Annotated in this window: 18 protein-coding genes and 1 tRNA gene; 8 read left to right on the top strand and 11 right to left on the bottom strand. The window is 40.2% G+C overall.

The features are described 5' to 3' along the window. Positions 1-4 precede the first annotated feature (4 nt). From secD to queA, 4 genes are all read right to left on the bottom strand, one after another. Entirely contained in the window at positions 5-1,852 is a 1,848-nt protein-coding gene (gene secD, locus ESZ39_RS03980) for a protein translocase subunit SecD (protein WP_146878499.1), read from the bottom strand. 174 nt (positions 1,853-2,026) lie between these two features. Continuing rightward, positions 2,027-2,362 carry a preprotein translocase subunit YajC gene (gene yajC / locus ESZ39_RS03985; RefSeq protein ID WP_146878500.1) on the bottom strand — a complete coding sequence of 112 codons (336 nt, stop codon included), beginning with the start codon at positions 2,360-2,362 and terminating at the stop codon, positions 2,027-2,029. Positions 2,363-2,418: 56 nt separating this feature from the next. Further along, the gene (tgt, locus tag ESZ39_RS03990) at positions 2,419-3,561 is read right to left on the bottom strand and encodes a tRNA guanosine(34) transglycosylase Tgt (RefSeq protein WP_146878541.1); all 1,143 of its coding nucleotides are present in this window, start codon (positions 3,559-3,561) and stop codon (positions 2,419-2,421) included. A gap of 112 nt (positions 3,562-3,673) precedes the next feature. Continuing rightward, positions 3,674-4,726 (bottom strand): tRNA preQ1(34) S-adenosylmethionine ribosyltransferase-isomerase QueA, encoded by a 1,053-nt coding sequence (queA, locus tag ESZ39_RS03995; RefSeq protein WP_146878501.1) that lies wholly within the window; start codon positions 4,724-4,726, stop codon positions 3,674-3,676. 223 nt (positions 4,727-4,949) lie between these two features. Here queA and aceK point away from each other — a divergent pair, with 223 nt between their 5' ends. The 4 genes from aceK to rimI all read left to right on the top strand — a co-directional run bounded on the left by aceK (position 4,950) and on the right by rimI (position 8,031). Continuing rightward, a complete protein-coding gene (aceK, locus tag ESZ39_RS04000; protein WP_146878502.1) occupies positions 4,950-6,680 on the top strand; it encodes a bifunctional isocitrate dehydrogenase kinase/phosphatase in 1,731 nt (576 codons plus the stop codon). 201 nt (positions 6,681-6,881) lie between these two features. Continuing rightward, a tRNA-Trp gene (locus ESZ39_RS04005) sits at positions 6,882-6,958 on the top strand. A gap of 132 nt (positions 6,959-7,090) precedes the next feature. Beyond that, positions 7,091-7,573 carry a DNA polymerase III subunit psi gene (locus tag ESZ39_RS04010; protein WP_146878503.1) on the top strand — a complete coding sequence of 161 codons (483 nt, stop codon included), beginning with the start codon at positions 7,091-7,093 and terminating at the stop codon, positions 7,571-7,573. Beyond that, a complete protein-coding gene (gene rimI / locus ESZ39_RS04015) occupies positions 7,570-8,031 on the top strand; it encodes a ribosomal protein S18-alanine N-acetyltransferase (RefSeq protein ID WP_146878504.1) in 462 nt (153 codons plus the stop codon). Before ESZ39_RS04010 ends, rimI begins: the two co-directional genes overlap by 4 nt. Before the next feature lie 227 nt (positions 8,032-8,258). On the opposite strand, the gene ESZ39_RS04020 is transcribed toward rimI, so the two are convergent. The 6 genes from ESZ39_RS04020 to napF are packed head-to-tail and all read right to left on the bottom strand — an operon-like array spanning position 8,259 to position 12,839. Beyond that, on the bottom strand, positions 8,259-8,834 hold the full coding sequence (locus tag ESZ39_RS04020; protein ID WP_146878505.1) for a NapC/NirT family cytochrome c: 576 nt from the start codon (positions 8,832-8,834) through the stop codon (positions 8,259-8,261). Positions 8,835-8,860: 26 nt separating this feature from the next. Beyond that, positions 8,861-9,319, bottom strand: a complete 459-nt coding sequence (locus tag ESZ39_RS04025) for a nitrate reductase cytochrome c-type subunit (protein WP_146878506.1) — start codon at positions 9,317-9,319, stop codon at positions 8,861-8,863. Between the two features lie 55 nt (positions 9,320-9,374). Then, positions 9,375-11,864 (bottom strand): nitrate reductase catalytic subunit NapA, encoded by a 2,490-nt coding sequence (gene napA, locus ESZ39_RS04030; RefSeq protein WP_146878507.1) that lies wholly within the window; start codon positions 11,862-11,864, stop codon positions 9,375-9,377. Beyond that, on the bottom strand, positions 11,861-12,163 hold the full coding sequence (locus ESZ39_RS04035; protein WP_146878508.1) for a chaperone NapD: 303 nt from the start codon (positions 12,161-12,163) through the stop codon (positions 11,861-11,863). Before ESZ39_RS04035 ends, napA begins: the two co-directional genes overlap by 4 nt. A 12-nt stretch (positions 12,164-12,175) precedes the next feature. Beyond that, the gene (locus ESZ39_RS04040) at positions 12,176-12,343 is read right to left on the bottom strand and encodes a TIGR02808 family protein (protein WP_146878509.1); all 168 of its coding nucleotides are present in this window, start codon (positions 12,341-12,343) and stop codon (positions 12,176-12,178) included. A gap of 13 nt (positions 12,344-12,356) precedes the next feature. Further along, positions 12,357-12,839 (bottom strand): ferredoxin-type protein NapF, encoded by a 483-nt coding sequence (gene napF, locus ESZ39_RS04045; RefSeq protein WP_146878510.1) that lies wholly within the window; start codon positions 12,837-12,839, stop codon positions 12,357-12,359. Positions 12,840-13,339: 500 nt separating this feature from the next. Between napF and prfC the strand changes: the two genes are divergently transcribed. The 3 genes from prfC (at position 13,340) to ESZ39_RS04060 (ending at position 17,692) form a co-directional block, all read left to right on the top strand. Further along, complete coding sequence (gene prfC, locus ESZ39_RS04050; RefSeq protein WP_146878511.1) at positions 13,340-14,920, top strand: peptide chain release factor 3; 1,581 nt, start codon at positions 13,340-13,342, stop codon at positions 14,918-14,920. A gap of 128 nt (positions 14,921-15,048) precedes the next feature. Next, positions 15,049-16,788 (top strand): arginine--tRNA ligase, encoded by a 1,740-nt coding sequence (gene argS / locus ESZ39_RS04055; RefSeq protein WP_146878512.1) that lies wholly within the window; start codon positions 15,049-15,051, stop codon positions 16,786-16,788. Positions 16,789-16,882: 94 nt separating this feature from the next. Then, positions 16,883-17,692 (top strand): TatD family hydrolase, encoded by an 810-nt coding sequence (locus tag ESZ39_RS04060; RefSeq protein ID WP_146878513.1) that lies wholly within the window; start codon positions 16,883-16,885, stop codon positions 17,690-17,692. Between the two features lie 44 nt (positions 17,693-17,736). On the opposite strand, the gene ESZ39_RS04065 is transcribed toward ESZ39_RS04060, so the two are convergent. After that, a complete protein-coding gene (locus tag ESZ39_RS04065) occupies positions 17,737-18,339 on the bottom strand; it encodes an AhpA/YtjB family protein (RefSeq protein WP_146878514.1) in 603 nt (200 codons plus the stop codon). 107 nt (positions 18,340-18,446) lie between these two features. Here ESZ39_RS04065 and serB point away from each other — a divergent pair, with 107 nt between their 5' ends. Beyond that, entirely contained in the window at positions 18,447-19,481 is a 1,035-nt protein-coding gene (gene serB, locus ESZ39_RS04070) for a phosphoserine phosphatase SerB (RefSeq protein WP_223270224.1), read from the top strand. The last annotated feature ends 104 nt before the right edge of the window (positions 19,482-19,585 follow it).

Genomic DNA, 19,585 nt, shown 5'->3' on the forward strand with positions numbered 1-19,585 from the left:
CTACTTATATAGATAGTTTGTCGAGACGTTTACCACCCCAAACAGCGTTAACGATAGTACGAGTACCAATTACCGCGGTAAACATCGAGGTAATAATACCAATTGATAACGTTACAGCGAAGCCTTTAATTGGGCCTGTACCTATGGCGAATAAAATCAACGCAGCAATTAAGGTAGTAATGTTGGCATCAATAATAGTTGAAAAGGCAGCGTCGTAACCTTGATGAATTGACTGTTGCATTGACTTACCTGCCCGTATTTCTTCACGAATACGCTCAAATATAAGTACGTTAGCATCAACCGCCATGCCCACTGTTAATACAATACCAGCCATACCAGGTAAAGTTAATGTTGCACCCGGGATCATCGACATAATGCCAATAATTAGGACTAAGTTAGCTCCTAAGGCTAAGTTTGCCACCACACCAAAGGCACGGTAATAAACCAGCATAAAGACGAAAACTAAGCCAAAGCCCAACATAATGGCTTGAAAACCCAGCTGGACGTTTTCAGCACCTAAGGTTGGGCCAACAGTACGTTCTTCAACAATTTGAATAGGCGCAATCAAAGCACCGGCTCTAAGCAATAGCGCTAAATTATGCGCCTCTGCTTGGCTACCAGCGCCGGTAATACGAAAAGTTTTACCTAAACGTGCTTGAATGGTTGCGACACTGATCACTTCTTCAATTTTTTCAAAGATAGTATTGCCTTCAGCATCAACACGATCTGTTGGCTTGTATTCAATAAATACGGTTGCCATTGGCTTACCAATACTGTTTTTGGTGCCGTTTGACATTTTGCTACCACCGGCAGAATCCAGGGTAATATTAACTTGTGGGCGACTGTATTCATCAAAACTTGAGCCGGCATCGACAATATGGTCACCGGTTAGCATGACACGTTTTTTCAATAAAACCGGTTGGCCGTTACGTTCTTTTAGTAACTCTGAACTGCCCGGTACACGACCGTTAAGTGCCGCGCCTAAGTCGCCGTCAGTATCAACTAAGCGAAATTCAATAGTGGCAGTGGCGTTTAAAATTTCTTTTGCTTTCGCAGTATCTTGTACGCCCGGTAATTCAATAACAATGTGCTTTTGACCTTGGCGTTGTACTAGCGGCTCAGCAACACCTAGCTCATTAACACGGTTACGAATAATGGTGATATTTTGTTGCAGTGCGTATTCACGGGTTTCTTTTAATCTTTGCTCAGTCATCTTCGCGGATATAGTTAAGCTATCTTCATCACTAAAAAATAGTAAATCACGGTTTTGTTTTTCTAGGTAAGTTTCTGCACTGACTAGGTCTTCAACATTACGAAATTGAATTTTAACCGCATCATCAACTTTTTTTACTGAACGATAACGAATTTTTTCACCACGTAAACCGCTGCGAAAATCGTCAACTAAACTATCTTGCGCCTTAACAATGGCTTCTTTCATGTTTACTTCCATTAGGAAGCTCACTCCGCCACTTAAATCTAAACCTAGCTTCATTGGCGTACCGCCAATCCCTGCTAACCATTCAGGTGTTGCAGGCGTTAAGTTTAAGGCAACTGAATATTCATCACCAATATTATCATCAAGTAAATCACGAGCACGTAATTGCTGTTCAGTATTACTGAATCGAGCCAATATTTGACCATCTTCCATCACTATACTTAAGTAAGAAATTTTCTTTTCATCTAAGTGTGACTTAACTACGTCTAACGTTGCTGCGTTTACTTCAATGCCGCGCAAGCCAGAAATTTGTACTGCGGGATCTTCACCGTAAAGGTTAGGAGACGCATACAAAGCACCAACAGCTACTATAAATAGCACCATCAATGTCTTCCATAATGGATATTTGTTTAACACAATATCACCCTATTTTCTTTTGAATCGCACGCTAATACTAAGCTAAATTAGCGCGCAAAAGTTTATTAGAATTTTTTATTATCACTATGCACAAGCTAAATAAAGGCGCGCAGTTGATCACTATCAATGCACACCTTAAAAACCGCTACAGCGAAAAAGGCCAACAAAATCTTGTTATAGAGATTTCATCGTACCTTTAGGTAATACAGTATTAATAGCACTTTTTTGTACTGTCACTTCAGTACCTTCGGCGATGCTTACGACGATAAAATCTTTTTCATCTGAAACTTTAACAATTTTACCAACAATGCCGCCTTGTGTTAGTACTTCGTCACCTTTTGATAATTCAGACATCAAACTTTTATGCTCTTTCACACGTTTAGCTTGCGGGCGATAAATCATAAAATAAAACACTAAACCAAATACCGCTAGCATAATTAACATTGACATACCGTCAGCCCCTTGAGCGGGACCTGCAGCAGCGTGGGCTTGACTAATAAATAAACTCATAAATACCTCTTGTTATTTTTCTGATTAATTTTATAAAATGGCGAAATTACAGCTGTTTATGCTGTTTCTTTATCCGCTAATGAGCTAGCTAATGGCGGAACAGGTAAATCACGTAGCGCATAAAACTCGGCAACAAACGCATCTAGTTTGCCTTGCTCTATCGCGTCACGCAATCCTTGCATTACACGTTGGTAAAAACGTAAGTTATGCATAGTATTTAATTGCGATCCTAAAATTTCATTACATTTATCTAAATGATGCAAATAAGCGCGCGAATAATTCTTACAAGTATAACAATCACATTGTGGATCTAGCGGGCCAGTATCCGTTTTGTGACGAGCATTTCTAATTTTGATAACACCGTTAGTAACAAATAAATGTCCGTTACGGGCATTACGTGTCGGCATCACACAATCGAACATGTCAATACCGCGGCGCACACCTTCAACTAAATCTTCAGGTTTGCCAACACCCATAAGATATCGGGGTTTATTTTCTGGTATCAAGGGCGCGGTATGATCTAATATTCGAATCATATCTTCTTTGGGCTCACCAACCGATAAACCACCAATGGCATAGCCATCAAAACCAATACTGGTTAAGCCATTAACAGAGACTTCACGTAAATCTTCATACATGCCGCCTTGTACAATACCAAACAAAGCATTGAGGTTACCTTTATGGGCATCTTTTGAACGTTGCGCCCAACGCAATGAAAGTTCCATTGAGACTTTTGATTCTTCGTGACTGGCAGGATAAGGTGTACATTCGTCAAAAATCATCACAATGTCTGAGCCTAAACTGTGCTGAACTTCCATTGAACGTTCAGGTGTTAGCATAATTTTCTCACCGTTAACGGGCGAGCTAAATTTCACCCCTTCTTCGGTGATTTTACGCATTTTACCTAAGCTAAATACTTGGAAGCCACCTGAGTCGGTTAGAATAGGCTTATCCCAATTCATGAAGCCATGTAAGCCACCGTGTTGTTCGATAATTTCGGTGCCTGGGCGCAACATTAAGTGAAAGGTATTACCTAGAAGAATTTCGGCACCTGTTTCGGCTACTTCTTCAGCTTTCATGCCTTTTACTGTGCCGTAAGTACCGACTGGCATAAACGCTGGGGTCTCTACTGTACCGCGGTCAAAGGTTAAGCGACCACGCCGAGCTTTACCATCGGTGGTGAGTAACTCGTACTGCATAGCGTTTTTTTCTGTTTTATCTGTCATATTTCATCCTTCGCCCACTAGCGAAACAGGCTAGCTGCTTTTACGTTTAAGTGGCTATAACTTAGCCAATTTATATTTTTTACTCTTAAGTATTGTGATCTTTTTTCGTTAACAGCATGGCATCACCATAACTGAAAAAACGATACTGCTGTGCAACCGCATGTTGATAAGCCGCTATAATATTGTCGTAACCGGCAAAGGCACTGACTAACATCAGTAAGGTTGATTCCGATAAGTGAAAATTAGTAATTAAACTATCAACAATTTGAAATTCATAACCTGGGGTAATAAAAATATCGGTATCGCCATAAAACTCACTAAAGGTTTTACTTTGTTCTTTAGCAACTCGAGCGGCACTTTCTAGTGAACGAACTGACGTGGTACCTACCGCAATAACTTTACCGCCATTGGCTTTAGTTTGCTCAATTTGAGTGACCACGCTCGCTGGCACTTCAACATATTCAGCATGCATAATATGGTCAGCAATTTCATCAACCTTTACTGGTTGAAAGGTACCTGCACCAACATGTAAAGTCACGAAAGCAAAATCTACACCTTTAGCTTTGAGTTGTGCCATTAGTGCATCATCAAAATGCAAACCAGCGGTTGGCGCGGCTACCGCACCGGGCTTTTCATTATAAACGGTTTGATAGCGTTCACGATCGCTGTCTTCATCAGGCCGGTCAATATAAGGCGGTAATGGCATATGGCCAACGTCATCTAATATTGATAATACTGATTGTTCACCATGAAATTCAAGCTCAAACAAGGCGTCATGTCTTGCCACCATGGTTGCTTTAACTTTACCTTCTAATAGTATTTCGCTACCCGGTTTTGGTGATTTACTACAACGAATGTGTGCTAACACTCGGTGTTCATCAAGTAAACGTTCAACTAAAACCTCTAACTTGCCACCACTGGCCTTTTGGCCAAACATACGCGCAGGAATAACCCGCGTATTGTTAAAAACTAACAAGTCCCCCGCTTCAACATGGGCAACAAGGTCAGTAAACCTTTCATCGTTAAGCGCACCACTATTACCATTTAAGGTCATTAAACGGCTGGCTGAACGGTTAGCTTTTGGGTATCGAGCGATAAGCTCTTCGGGTAAATCAAATGAAAAATCAGCAACACGCATGGTAAATAAACTAGTTCAAAGGTTAAAAAACGCGTAATTTTAGTGCTGCACGGCACGAATAGCAAGTATTAACTTGTAAAACTAAACTGGCTTGACGACAGAAATATCACCTAAGCACCTAGCTGATATCACAGTAATAAATAGTGACTATAGTTTAAAATTAATCACCTAAAAGCTATATTTTGGCGTATGCTGAAAGCAAATAACTTGGTCAGGTAAGCACATGAAAAATCTTGCTTTCGCTATCGCAAAAACTATTATTAATGGTTTTGAGCGACATATTTATCTTTATAGTGAAATAACAAAAACAGCAAAACAGCGTTTTGAGCAACACCGCTGGCATGACATACAATTAGCCGCTAAAGCCCGTACTGACTTTTATGATCAACGTATAGAAGAAACACTCACTACTATTAAACACGACTTTCTGGTTACTGAATTAAATGATGAGCTTTGGCAATATGTTAAAAGTTGTTATATAGAACTGCTCAGTAAACACCCGCAACCAGAGTTAGCTGAGAGTTTTTATAACTCAATATTTTGTCACCTGTTTGAGCGTGAATATTATCATAATGCCTATATTTTCGTACAATCAACCGCCACACGCTTAGACACCTTGCCGACACCAAAAATATTCACCAGTTACTTTCCTGCTAAACAAGGATTGTTTCAAACCATCAATCACATTATGAATAGCCAAAATTTTTCAGTGCCGTTTACACATTTGAAAAAAGACATCAATATTCTGATAGCAAAATTTCGTCAATACGCAGATAAAACCCATTACCAGTTATCCGATTTGCAATTTGACATTTTAGATTCTGTTTTCTACCGTAATAAAGGTGCTTACATTATTGGCCGGGTAATTTCCCCTGGCGGTGAAACACCGTTTATTATTTCGCTATTAAACACTGAAAAAGATGGTTTTTTTATTGACGCTTTAATCACTGAAGGTGAGGATATGGCGGTAGTCTTTGGTTTTGCTCGGGCTTATTTCTTTGTCGATTGTCAGCACCCGCACGCATTAATCGTTTTTCTTAATCGTTTAACTCCCCATAAAACTAGTGCCGACTTATATTCTGCCATCGGTTTTCATAAGCAGGGGAAAACTCAGTTTTATCGTGATTTTTTAAACCACCTTGATAACAGTGATGACAAACTTGTACTGGCGCCAGGTATCAAAGGTATGGTGATGTCGGTATTTATGCTGCCATCATACCCTTATGTTTTTAAAATTATTAAAGACAAGTTTTCCCCCAGTAAAAATATGACCCGGGATGATGTTAAAGGCAAATATCGCTTGGTTAAATTGCATGATCGAGTCGGCCGCATGGCTGATACCATGGAATATTCCGAAGTGGCCTTCCCTAAACAGCGCTTCTCAGCCGAACTACTTGAAGAGCTAAATGCCGTTGCTCCTTCCTTGCTAAGATATGAAAATGATTTAGTGATCATTAAACATATGTATATTGAACGTAAAATGACACCACTGAATTTATACTTAGCAACAGCTAATGATGCAGAAGTAGACAACGCTATGTATGGCTACGGCGAAGCGATTAAACAGTTGATTGCCGCCAATATATTTCCAGGGGATATGTTATTGAAAAATTTTGGTGTCACACGCCATGGTCGAGTAATTTTTTATGACTATGATGAAATTACTTATATGAATGAGGTTAATTTTCGCGTTAAACCAGAAGCCATTACAGAAGAGCAAATTTATGCCGCAGAGCCATGGTACTCGGTTGACCCTGGTGATGTATTTCCAGAAGAAATAGCCACCTTTGCGTTAGCTAATAAACGCTACCGACAGGCATTTTTGGGGCATCATGCTAATTTATTGGAAGCTAAGTATTGGCAAGACTGCCAAGCTAGTGTCGCCAAAGGTGTTTTTGCCGATGTTTACCCGTATCCTGAAGAGTCACGTTTTTGTCACTGGCAAAGTAAATAAAACCGTGCTAAATACCAAGCGACTTTAGTTGTTTGGTATTTAACTGCTCTACTTCAAAGTATGTTTTAAAGTAAATTGGCTGTAAAACCAACAAACGTTAATAAAAATGCGCACATGTGCTGTTTATTTAGCCGAACAGTCATTTTTTTTAAATTTACGCTTTACCTTTAGCTCGGCATCAGTATAATTCGAATCTGTTGCAGGGGTGTAGTTCCAATTGGTAGAACAGCGGTCTCCAAAACCGACGGTTGGGAGTTCGAATCTCTCCACCCCTGCCAATTTCCTTTCTATGTTGATTTATATTGATTTGACTCATTATTTAATCAAATCGTATTTTTAGTAAATTCTAGTTCTTCCTATTTCAAAACTCTGTCATGATAACTGTAATTTCTAACTGTAGCTAAAATGATATGAGCATTAACAAAAGACAATTTGAATTATTACAAGCCATGGGTATTACGGTTTGGCAAAGGCGGGAATTATCCAGCTATAACTCATTGTCAGCTAATGTTACCGAAACTGCTCAGCACAACGATAAAAATAGTGACTCAAGTACTACCGTGACCTCAGCAACATTACCGCAATCAAATCTGGATACGACTAAAAAAATAGTAAAAACAGTACCAAAAGACTGTATTGCTGTCAGTTTAAAATCATTACTTAAACAACCGCTATTTAAAGACATTATTCGTTGTTTAGGTGTAAACAGTGCCGACTTATCCATGAGCCATAATCAAATTGATTTAGGTATTATTAATTGGCAATTCACGCCAAATGAAAGTATTGAATTTAAGCATAACTGCTTAAGCACACCCGATTTAACCACGCTTGCCAACTCGCCAGAATTAAAAAAATCATTGTGGCAATCCATAGGATCTTTAAGCTCAACATGAAGCAAATAATAAATACTACCTTTAAGCCTGTGCATCAGGATATAGTCGAACAACTTATGGTGATTGAACTTGCCTGCCACCCACATCCGTGGAGTGAAAAAACTTTTCGCAGTTGTATCGGTGGGCGATATTTTGGTGACTATTTAACCATAGATAATAGTATTGTCGGTTTTTATGTTGGAGAGTACATTTTAGGTGAAGCAACTTTAATGGACATTTGTGTTGCGCCAGAGCAACAAGGTAAAGGCTACGGTAAAGCCCTGTTGTTACAATTTTTTGCACACTGTAAAGCACTCGCTACCGAAAGTATTTTCCTCGAAGTACGAGCAAAAAACATTAGTGCACAAATGCTTTATATTAACCAGGGCTTTACTGAAATATCACGCAGAACCGGCTACTACCCAAGTAATACCGGCTTTGGCTATGAAGACGCTATAGTGATGTCAAAGAAACTCTGATAAAACCCTATCACCTAGCCGCGGCGTTTATCGACGGCTAATAATATTTTACATATACGTTCTTGTGCATCCATGCACCCACGTTATACCGTACATCCTGTACATATACGTTCTTGTGCATCCATGCACTCACGTTATACCGTACATCCTGTACATAAAAAAGCAAACCTATTGGTTTGCTTTTTTACTTTTCGGTACGCTATACAAAGCCTTTAACTTGAGGTTAATTACCAGTTTTCAACACCTTTCATATCCGGTAACTGATGAGCGATACCTTTATGGCAATCGATACAGGTTTTCTCACCCGACGCTAAGGCGTCAGAGTGCATTTTCACACTGCGGTTACCCTGCTCGGAAAAGTCCATATACTCAAAGTCATGACAGTTACGACACTCTAGTGAGTCATTTTCTTTCATTCGTTTCCACTCACGTTCAGCCATGGAACGACGATGATCGACAAACTCTTCTCTCGTGTCAATAATCCCAGTTAGCATCCCCCAAACTTCTTTACTGGCGGCAATTTTACGTACTATTTTATCCGTCCATTTTTTAGGCACATGACAGTCAGGACATGTAGCACGGACACCTGAGCGATTGGCATAGTGAATGGTTTCGCGATATTCCTGATAAACATTGTCTTGCATTTCATGACAACTAATACAGAACTCTTCTGTGTTGGTTGCTTCTAATGCAGTATTAAAGCCGCCCCAGAAAATAATCCCGCCGGCAAAACCAATCGCCAAAATAAACCACATAGCAGCACTACTCGGTGATTTTAAAAACGTCCACAATTTTTTTAGCATTTTAATCCCCTTAACATTGCAACGATTTACTCATTACTCAATGATTCAATCGGTTCAAAGGTATTATCTACCAATGGCGCTGCGTCAGCTTGTGTAACGTGGCATTGCAAACAAAAATAACGGCGAGGAGAAACATCAGATAATGTTTTCCCATCACGATCTTCAAAGTGCGTTAAGCTAATTTTTGTTGCGCCAGTTTCTGCTGCATATTTCCAGCTGTGACAGTTCAAACACTTGTTGCTATTTAAATCAACACGGTAACCTCGTGTTTGATGAGGAATAACAGGGGGTTGATGAACGTAATTGCGCGCTATTGGGTTTTTGTCTTTAATAACCCGCTTTAGCTTTTCAGCAGCATGGGTTTCATCAATAGTCGCTGCCCCACGAATGGTGGCTAAACCGCCTGGATTTACTGTTTCTTGTGCCATGCTAGGAGGCGCAATCGCAAACGCAGCTACGGCAACTAATAAAGATAATAATTTCATTTTTTTTCTCCAGCGCATCAACAACCAATTTTATCGATGCGTTAATTTTTCAAAATTAAGCTTTAGCTACTTTTACCGCACATTTTTTATAATCAGTTTGTTTGGACAGCGGGTCAGTTGCATCTAAGGTTAACTTATTCACTAACTGCTTTGCGTCAAACCAAGGCATAAATACTAAGCCTCTCGGTGGTCGGTTACGGCCTCTGGTTTCAACCCGTGATTCAATTTCGCCTCGACGAGACGCTATTAGGACCCTATCACCACGGCGTAAACCACGGCCTCTAGCGTCATCTGGATGCATAAAAACCACCGCATCAGGAAAGGCTTTATGTAGCTCAGGTACTCGTGAGGTCATCGAACCTGAATGCCAATGTTCAAGCACACGCCCGGTACTTAGCCATAAGTTATATTCTTCGTCAGGCGATTCAGCTGGTGGCTCATAAGGTAGGGCAAAAATAACTGCTTTATTATCTTTTTTACCATAAAACTGCACTTCACTACCCTTCTCTACGTAAGGATCATGACCCTCTCTGAAGCGCCACTTGGTTTCCTTACCATTGACTACTGGCCATCTTAAACCACGCTCTTCATGATAGCGGTCAAACGGCGCTAAATCATGACCATGGCCGCGACCAAATTCCGCATATTCTTCGAACAAACCTTTTTGAATATAAAAGCCAAAGTAATCGCCCTCATAGTTTATCTCGCCTTTCGATTCAGACATCGGAAACTTATCAACTTTACCGTTAGCATAAAGCACGTCGTATAGGGTTTTCCCTCTAAGCGTTGGCTCTTTAGCAATAAGCTCTTCGGGCCAAACTTCTTCAACTTTAAAGCGTTTAGAAAACTCAACTAATTGCCATAAATCAGAACGCGAATCGCCCGGCGCATTGACTTGTTGATGCCAAAATTGCGTTCTACGCTCGGCATTACCGTATGCACCCTCTTTTTCTACCCACATGGAGGTTGGTAAAATTAAATCGCCCGCTTGTGCAGTCACTGTTGGATAAGGGTCTGACACTACAATAAAGTTTTCTGGGTTGCGATAACCTGGAATAGCTTCTTCATTAATGTTCGCTGCGGCTTGCATATTGTTGTTACACATAACCCAGTAAGCATTGAGCTTGCCGTCTTTTAACATGCGATTTTGCAAGGCCGCATGATAACCAGGTTTGGGTGGGATTGTACCTTCAGGTAACTTCCATATTTTTTCTGCCGTAGCTCTGTGTGCTGGGTTTTTAACCACTAAGTCAGCAGGTAAACGATGTGAGAAAGTCCCCACTTCACGTGCAGTGCCACAAGCAGAAGGTTGACCCGTTAATGAGAACGGGCTATTGCCTGGCTCAGATATTTTACCGGTTAACAAATGTACGTTGTACATTAAGTTATTGGCCCAAACACCACGAGTATGCTGGTTAAAGCCCATGGTCCAGAAAGACGTTACTTTCACTTTAGGATCCGCGTATAACTTCGCCATTTCAATCAAATTGGCTTCTGGCACACCTGATAGTTTAGAAACAGACTCAAGCGTATAAGTACTAACAAATTTAGCATAATCTTCAAAACTCATCGGCTTAGAGGCACCACTACCGGCATTTTTAGCGGCTTTTTCCAACGGATGTGTTGGACGTAAACCATAGCCAATATCGGTAACGCCTTCACGCACATTGACATGATTTTTCATGAAGTCTTCGTTAACCGCATTATTTTGAATAATGTAATTGGCGATAAAATTCAAAATAGCCAAGTCTGTTTGTGGTGTGAAAATCATGCCATTATCGGCCAGTTCAAAACTACGATGCTTGTAGGTAGATAACACATTCACTTTCACGTGTGGTGCACTTAAACGGCGATCGGTTAATCGCGACCACAAAATAGGATGCATTTCAGCCATATTTGAGCCCCACAGCACAAAGGCATCAGCATGTTCTAAATCATCATAACAACCCATTGGCTCGTCAATACCAAAGGTACGCATAAAACCACCAACAGCAGACGCCATACAGTGACGCGCATTTGGGTCAATATTATTGCTTAAGAAACCGGCTTTCATCAACTTAGAAGCTGCATAACCTTCCCATACCGTCCACTGACCTGAGCCAAACATACCCACAGAAGTTGGGCCTTTTTTCTTGATGGCTGCTTTGAATTTATCTGCCATAACATCAAAAGCTTTATCCCAACTTACCGGCGTAAATTCACCTTCTTTATGATATTCACCATCGGTCATTCTTAATAATGGCTGAGTTAAGCGGTCTTTACCGTACATAATTTTCGATAAAAAATAGCCTTTAATACAATTTAGGCCTTTATTTACTTCGGCTTCTGGATCGCCTTGTGTTGCCACAACTTTGCCATGCTGAGTACCTACTAATACACTACAACCAGTGCCACAAAAACGACATGGCGCTTTGTCCCACTTAATCGTGCTTTGAGACGATTTAGTGATCAAATTAGTCGCTGACGTAGGAACCGTAACCCCAGCTGCAACCGCGGTTGCTGCAATCGCGTTCGCTTTAATAAAATCACGTCGAGTTAACGTCATAATTTTTTCCCCTGATGCTGAGGTAAACCAGCGTCGTTATGATGAAAGATAAGTGATGACGAGATAACACCTGAAACATTGCTCATGTCTGTAATGGTGTCTATGATGCGTTTTGCTGGGTTGCTTTCGCCTTCAAGCCCTTCAACAGTAAAAACTAAACTGCCATGTTCGCCTGTTGCATGTATTTCAGCACCAGGGAACGCTTTCAAGTCATCGGCTACTTTAGCCGCTTTGTCTGGGTAAGCCATAAACATAACCCCTGCGATATTTACTGGGCCTTCTTCTAAAAGATTGATCACATTATTGCCCTCTTATAATTTTTCGTTTGCTTTATTTTTATGAGCAGGTGTAGGTTTAGCACCAAATATTTTTAAAATAACCACCGCACCTAATGCGGTTGCGATAAAACCAAATAAAAATATGAAGGGCATTGAGGTATAGCCCAAAACATTCCATATTAACTGTTCTAAATCACTCATGACTGTCTCCTAATTAGGATGTTGATATCTTAATTGCCGACTCTGGACAAACCGCTACACATGCTCCGCAACCATTACAATCGATCAGTGTTATTTCAGGCTGAGGTACGCTGCCATGCAGGTATTTAAATGAAATAGCTTCAGGCTCGCAACTGTCTTGACAAACTTGGCAATGCACCTGCTTTTTAGCTAAGCAATTGGCTTGAATTGCAATGGTTAACTGCCAAGGTAGCGTGTCCAATGGCTTGAATAGCGGCTCTTTACAGGCCGTGACACATTGTTGGCAAAATGTACATTCCCCTGCCGAAAAATTAATTTCAGGAAAGCCACCGTCGCCTTTAATAATGATTTTTTCCTCACAGGCATCAATGCAGTCGCCACATTGTGTACAGCCTTGAGTAAATGATTTTTCGTTCGCGACCCAAGGCAATCTGATCGCTGGTGGCGTCGCAACATTCTTTGCTCTCATAAAGTTACGACGGCTTAAATCAACCATAAATTTCCACTACATATACGCTCATGTGCATCCATGCGCCCGCGTTATACCGTACATCCTGTACATAATAATATAAAAACCAACTTAAATGACCTTTATCACAGTCAAATATCATTGACTGATAATACAATGGCTAATCACTAATTTACTTGATATAAATCAAGTTACTCAGCACTTAACAGATAAAACCTTAAGTAATTTAACCTTGCTTAGCGCTACTGGAAAATCAGTTATCATTGTCATATTATTTCAGTTGTTTTTTACATTAAAAACAGCTCAGCCATCCTTGATTGAGAGCGCATAAATATCTAAAATTCCCCCAGTCGCTATTAAAGTAAAGCACTTACTAGCAAGAACCTTTGACTATCGAAGTGAAAAGTAGAAAATAAAGTGACAATAAAAAATATTGTTACTGCCCTTCGCACTTGTTTTCGCTATAATGTTGCGCTTTAAAATTTAAGTTGAATTTTTTTCACCCACTTTAAAAACAGGTAATTTGCATGTCTGTACAACAGCAAGAAGTCGACCTTCGACGCACCTTCGCTATTATTAGCCATCCCGATGCGGGTAAAACGACGATCACTGAAAAGGTCTTACTTTTTGGTCAAGCTATACAAAAAGCAGGTACCGTAAAAGGTAAAAAGTCGGGGCAACATGCAAAATCTGACTGGATGGAAATGGAAAAAGAACGTGGTATTTCAATTACCACTTCTGTGATGCAATTTCCGTATAATCATTGCCTCGTTAATTTACTTGATACTCCCGGCCATGAAGACTTCTCAGAAGATACTTACCGCACGCTAACGGCAGTTGACTCTTGTTTAATGGTCATTGACGTAGCTAAAGGTGTTGAAGCACGTACGATTAAATTAATGGAAGTTACCCGTTTACGCGACACTCCGATCATTACCTTCATGAATAAAATGGACCGTGATGTCCGGGATCCAATGGAAGTCATGGATGAAGTTGAAGACGTACTAAAAATAAAATGTGCCCCTATTACTTGGCCAATTGGCATGGGTAAAGAATTTAAAGGTGTCTATAATATTTTGACTGATGAGATCTTTTTATATCAAACAGGTCAAGGTCATACGATTCAAGAAAAACGTGTCATTAAAGGTATAGATAACCCAGAGTTAGATGCGATTATTGGTAATTACGCTGAAGACTTACGTGAAGAGTTAGCCTTGGTTGTTGGCGCTTCTCATGAATTTAATCATGAAGAATTTTTAAAGGGCGAATTAACACCGGTATATTTTGGCACAGCATTAGGCAACTTTGGTGTTGATCATATGCTAAACGGCTTAACTCGCTGGGCCCCCAAGCCATTACCACGTCAAACTGATACCAGAATTGTTAAGGCTGAAGAAGAGAAGTTTTCGGGCTTTGTCTTTAAAATTCAAGCCAACATGGACCCTAAACATCGTGATCGCATTGCCTTTATGCGCATTTGTTCGGGTAAATATGAAAAAGGCATGAAGATGAAACAAGTACGCATCGGCAAAGACGTTAGAATTGCTGACGCTGTAACCTTTATGGCGGGTGATCGCTCTAATGTCGAGCAAGCTTATGCCGGTGATATTATTGGCTTACATAACCACGGTAGTATTCAAATTGGCGATACCTTTACCGCCGGTGAAGAGATGAAATTTAGTGGTATTCCAAATTTTGCGCCAGAAATGTTCCGTCGTATTCGTTTACGCGATCCGCTCAAAGCAAAACAATTACAAAAAGGCCTGATCCAACTATCAGAGGAAGGTGCGGTACAAGTCTTTAGACCTTTCAACTCTAACGATATGATCGTTGGCGCCGTGGGTGTATTGCAGTTTGACGTTGTCGTGCAACGTTTAAAAACTGAATACAAGGTTGACGCTATTTATGAACCCATCAGTGTGGCTACTGCGCGTTGGTGTACCTGTGATAATGAGCGCACTTTAGAGCAATTTCAAAAGAAAGCTTATGATAACCTAGCACTTGATGGTGGCAATAATTTAACTTATATCGCCCCTACTATGGTTAACTTAAATCTAGCGCAGGAGCGCCACCCAGATATTGAGTTTCATAAAACCCGCGAGCATTAATCAGCTTAGTGTGATGCAAAGCTATTGTGACCCATATTTTATCCCTAAGCGTAATGCAATGCATCACGCTTATTCACTCAAGTTATCGCCGCTCACTTGAGCCTTTAATCGAAGAAGAGTTAATTTAAATGAATATTAGCAATATCCTGAATGAAAAAGTTAGTGCAGCCATGACGGCGGCAGGTTTACCGGAGGGTACAAACCCGGCGATAAGTTTATCTAACCGAGCCAATTTTGGTGACTATCAAGCCAATGGCGTCATGGGTGCGGCTAAAAAATTAAAAACCAATCCACGTGAGCTGGCAACCAAAGTGCTTGCTGCCCTAGACTTAACCGGTATCGCTGAAAAAGTTGAATTAGCCGGCCCAGGGTTTATTAATATTCATTTAGACCAAAACTGGTTAGCCAGCCAATTAAATAAAATATCTAATGATAAAAATTTAGGTGTGATACAAGCAATAAAGCCTCAAAATGTGGTGGTTGATTACTCAGCTCCTAACCTTGCTAAAGAAATGCACGTAGGACATTTACGCTCAACCATTATTGGTGATGCCGTCGTGCGCGCGCTTGAGTTTCGTGGTGAACATGTTATTCGCCAAAATCACATGGGTGATTGGGGTACACAATTTGGCATGTTATTAGCCCACTTAAGCGATAAGTTGGCCTCTAATGAAGTGGCAGAAACTGCCCTGTCAGATCTAGAGAACTTTTATCGTGAAGCGAAAGTACGTTTTGATAACGAAGACGGCTTTGCTGACCGTGCCCGCGATTACGTAGTAAAACTGCAAAGTGGCGATAGCCATTGTGCAAAACTTTGGCAACAGTTTATTGATATTTCAATTAGCCATAGCGAAGACATTTATCAAAAACTCAACGTCACCTTAGCCCGCAAAGATATTATGGGTGAAAGTGCTTACAACGATGATTTATCAAATGTTATTGATGAACTTATGGCACAAAAAATAGCGGTAGAAGACCAAGGCGCTAAAGTTGTTTTTATTAATGAGATGGCCAATAAAGACGGTGAGCCCTCAGTATTTATTGTGCAAAAATCTGGCGGCGGTTACTTATATGCCACCACTGACCTTTCAGCTTGTCGCTATCGCAGTGGTAAGTTAAAAGCTGATCGTATTATTATTTTTACTGACGCTCGCCAAGCCTTGCACTTTAAGCAAGTTGAAATTGTCGCGCGTAAAGCCGGTTTCTTACCTGAACATGTCAGTTATGATCATTGCCCATTTGGCATGATGATGGGAGACGACGGCAAGCCTTTTAAAACCCGGACCGGTGGTACGATAAAACTGGCAGAATTACTTGATGAAGCCGTTGTCAGAGCCAAAGCTGTTATTGCTGAAAAAAATCCTGATTACACGGAAGAACATTTAACTGAAATTGCCAAAAAAGTGGGTATTGGTGCGGTCAAGTTTGCTGATTTATCAAAAAACCGTACCAGTGATTATATTTTCGACTGGAAAACCATGCTCAGTTTTGAAGGTGCCACTGCGCCCTACTTACAGTATGCTTATTCACGTATTCAAAGTATTTTTACCAAAGCAGACTTTTTAGCCAGCAATAACTTGCCAGCCATTGCTATTATAGAGCCACAAGAAAAAGCTTTAGCACTAAAATTATTGCAGTTAGAAAATGTTATCGACTCTGTTATTAGCGAATGCACACCAAACTTGCTGTGTAATTATTTATATGAACTTGCCAGCCTCTACATGAGCTTTTACGAAGCCTGTCCAATATTAAAAGATGATATAGCCACTGATGTACAACAATCACGACTGGCACTAAGCTACGTCATTGCTAATACCCTTAAGCAAGGTTTAGATATTTTAGGCATTGACGTGATGGAACGTATGTAAATAAAATAGCCATGCTCAGTCGTGTTAATTCGCTCATCAAACAAGCGAATTAACACCTTTGAAATTGTCAGTTAAAGTAACGTTGGGGGCGAAAATGACAGACACGCTAAGCTTTAGTGACAGCCATTGTCATCTTGATTTTGACACTTTTAGTGCTGACCTACCCCACTTACTCAAGCAATGCCAGCAAGCCAATATTCACCATATCGTTATACCTAGTATTGGCCCTAAAAACTGGCATAAAACACTAACACTGGCAAAAAATTACAGTAGTGAAGCATTAACACTGCATCCATGTTTAGGTATTCACCCTTGGTTTCTAAATGACTTAAATGCTGATAGCCTGACTATTTTAGAGCACTTAGTTAAGACGCACCATCATGACATTGTGGCGATTGGTGAAGCGGGTATCGATGGCGTTATTGCTCAAACACAAAATAATTTAGCGCAGCAAGTTCAAGTTTTTGAACAACAACTTACCTTGGCAAAATCCTACCACTTACCTATTATTGTTCATCATCGTAAATCACATCAGCATATTGTGGCTATGCTGCGACAAAAGCAGCTGACTCAAGGTGGTATTATTCACGCATTTTCAGGCAGCTACCAGCAAGCATGTCAGTATATTGATTTAGGTTTTAAATTGGGTATCAGCGGTACAATTACCTATCCACGCGCAGAAAAAACCATCAAAGCGGTAAAGCGACTACCGCTAGCCAGCTTAGTGTTGGAAACAGACGCACCGTCAATGCCATTATATGGTTTTCAAGGCCAAGATAATTCGCCCTTACAACTGATAAAAGTATTTCAAGCACTGGTCAGCATACGCAATGAATCATCGAGTGAACTTGCCCATGCACTGGAGTCTAATATAAATGCTGTTTTAGCTTTCACTAAAACATAGTGTAAATTAATCTTAGTTAAACTTAAATCAAAGCATGGTTAGCACTAACGACTAGGTGGTCTGAAACCTTGGCGGCTAAAACGATTTAAACCACGCGTCAAGAGAAAGCCAATAACACCCGCAACCATCATCAACAAACGCATAATATCGTATTGCTCACGGCTATTTTTAATCAGTTCATCAGCCAATATCGAGCAATAGAGTGAGAGCCTAATATAACCGTGCAATTTATCAGTGCGTAATTCCTGCACAAAAGGCATCACCTCATCAGTTTGGTTGATTTTTCGCAAACTAAGACCGAAAAGATCATTAATAGATTCAGCTTGTTCTGAACTAGCGATATTTTGCCCAGTGAGACCATAAATATGCACACTCTTGACTAACGGCTGTTCTACTAGCTGGTCAGTATATTGCTGTAACTCACTAGGATTTTGCGCTAAATAAGGCAGCGTGCTTGTTGCTGCTTGTGCTAAATAAAGCTTACCCATTTTATTGGCATGAGCTTGGATTTGCAGTTGCTGGTTATCACGGCTAGTTACCCAAAAATCCATCAAAAGTACTAGCAATATAATAGCGAGCGCTAATTGCAATATTTTATTATAAATCGGTGATAATTTAGGGTATAAAGGCTGTTCTATTTGCTTCATCAAACGAATTGCTTCCTATAGTTCTATAACTGCATTATAGAACCATATTTCAAGTTTTTATACTAGGACAGTTATTTTAAATTGTGTTTTTCAAATAAGGCAGTATCGTGACGACCCAAAAAAAATCAGTTTCTTTAGACAATATTCAGCACTTAAATTTAACCCAATGGTTACCTGTTGACTCAAGCTCGAACGATATCGCCATTATTTTTGACAAAATAAAACAAACCTTTGTTTTATTTGACAATAATAACCTATCACCCCTAAAAAAATCATCAGACACCTTAGAGCTTATTGTTTTTGGTGAGCTTAACATTATTACTTTAGTCAATTTACTGAGCGAGTGTGAATTAACCTTACACTGTCTGTATAAAATCAATCAACGTAATAACGCCACAAGCTACCGATTCGGTGTACAAGTAAAGGATATTAAACAGGCACGAGATCGCCTCGCTAGCTTTAATATTAGTGAAAAAATTGAATCGGCGTTATTACTTAATGCACCAACACTTTCGATACCTGGCTTATTGGTCATGGATATGGACTCAACTACCATAAAAATTGAATGTATCGATGAAATAGCGGCACTGGCCGGTGTTGGTGAAGAAGTAGCAGCAGTGACTGAGCTGGCGATGTTAGGAGCGCTAGATTTCAGCCAGAGTTTACATCAGCGTGTGGCTAAACTTGAGCATGCGCCTGAAGATATTTTGGCACAAGTCGCCAATAACATCCCCTTGATGGAAGGCTTAGAAACTTTAGTTAACGAATTGAAAAAGCATCACTGGCGAGTTGCTATTGCCTCAGGTGGCTTTACCTATTTTGCCGATCACTTAAAACAGATGTTATCACTTGACGCTGCTGTCGCTAATGTTTTAGAAATAAAAAATAATCTTTTAACCGGTAAAGTGCTCGGTGATATTATTGACGCAAAAGCAAAAGCGGATTGCTTAATACAACTACAAAGCGAATTTGATATTGCACCCACACAAACTGTAGCTATGGGCGATGGTGCCAACGATTTGGTCATGATGGCAGCAGCACATTTAGGGGTTGCCTTTCACGCTAAGCCTTTAGTGCTAGCGCAAGCAGATGCTTGTATTACCACCTCGGGCCTAGACTGCTTATTGCATTGGCTTAAGTAGAGCTTTAGGGGCAGCTAGTTGAACATTGGCTAACTTGCCTCGATATTCTAAAAAATTTAACATTAATGGCTAAGCCTTAAAGATCAGACCCTAAAGATAAAATC

The organism is Colwellia sp. C1TZA3 (assembly GCF_007954265.1).
Lineage (GTDB): Bacteria > Pseudomonadota > Gammaproteobacteria > Enterobacterales > Alteromonadaceae > Cognaticolwellia.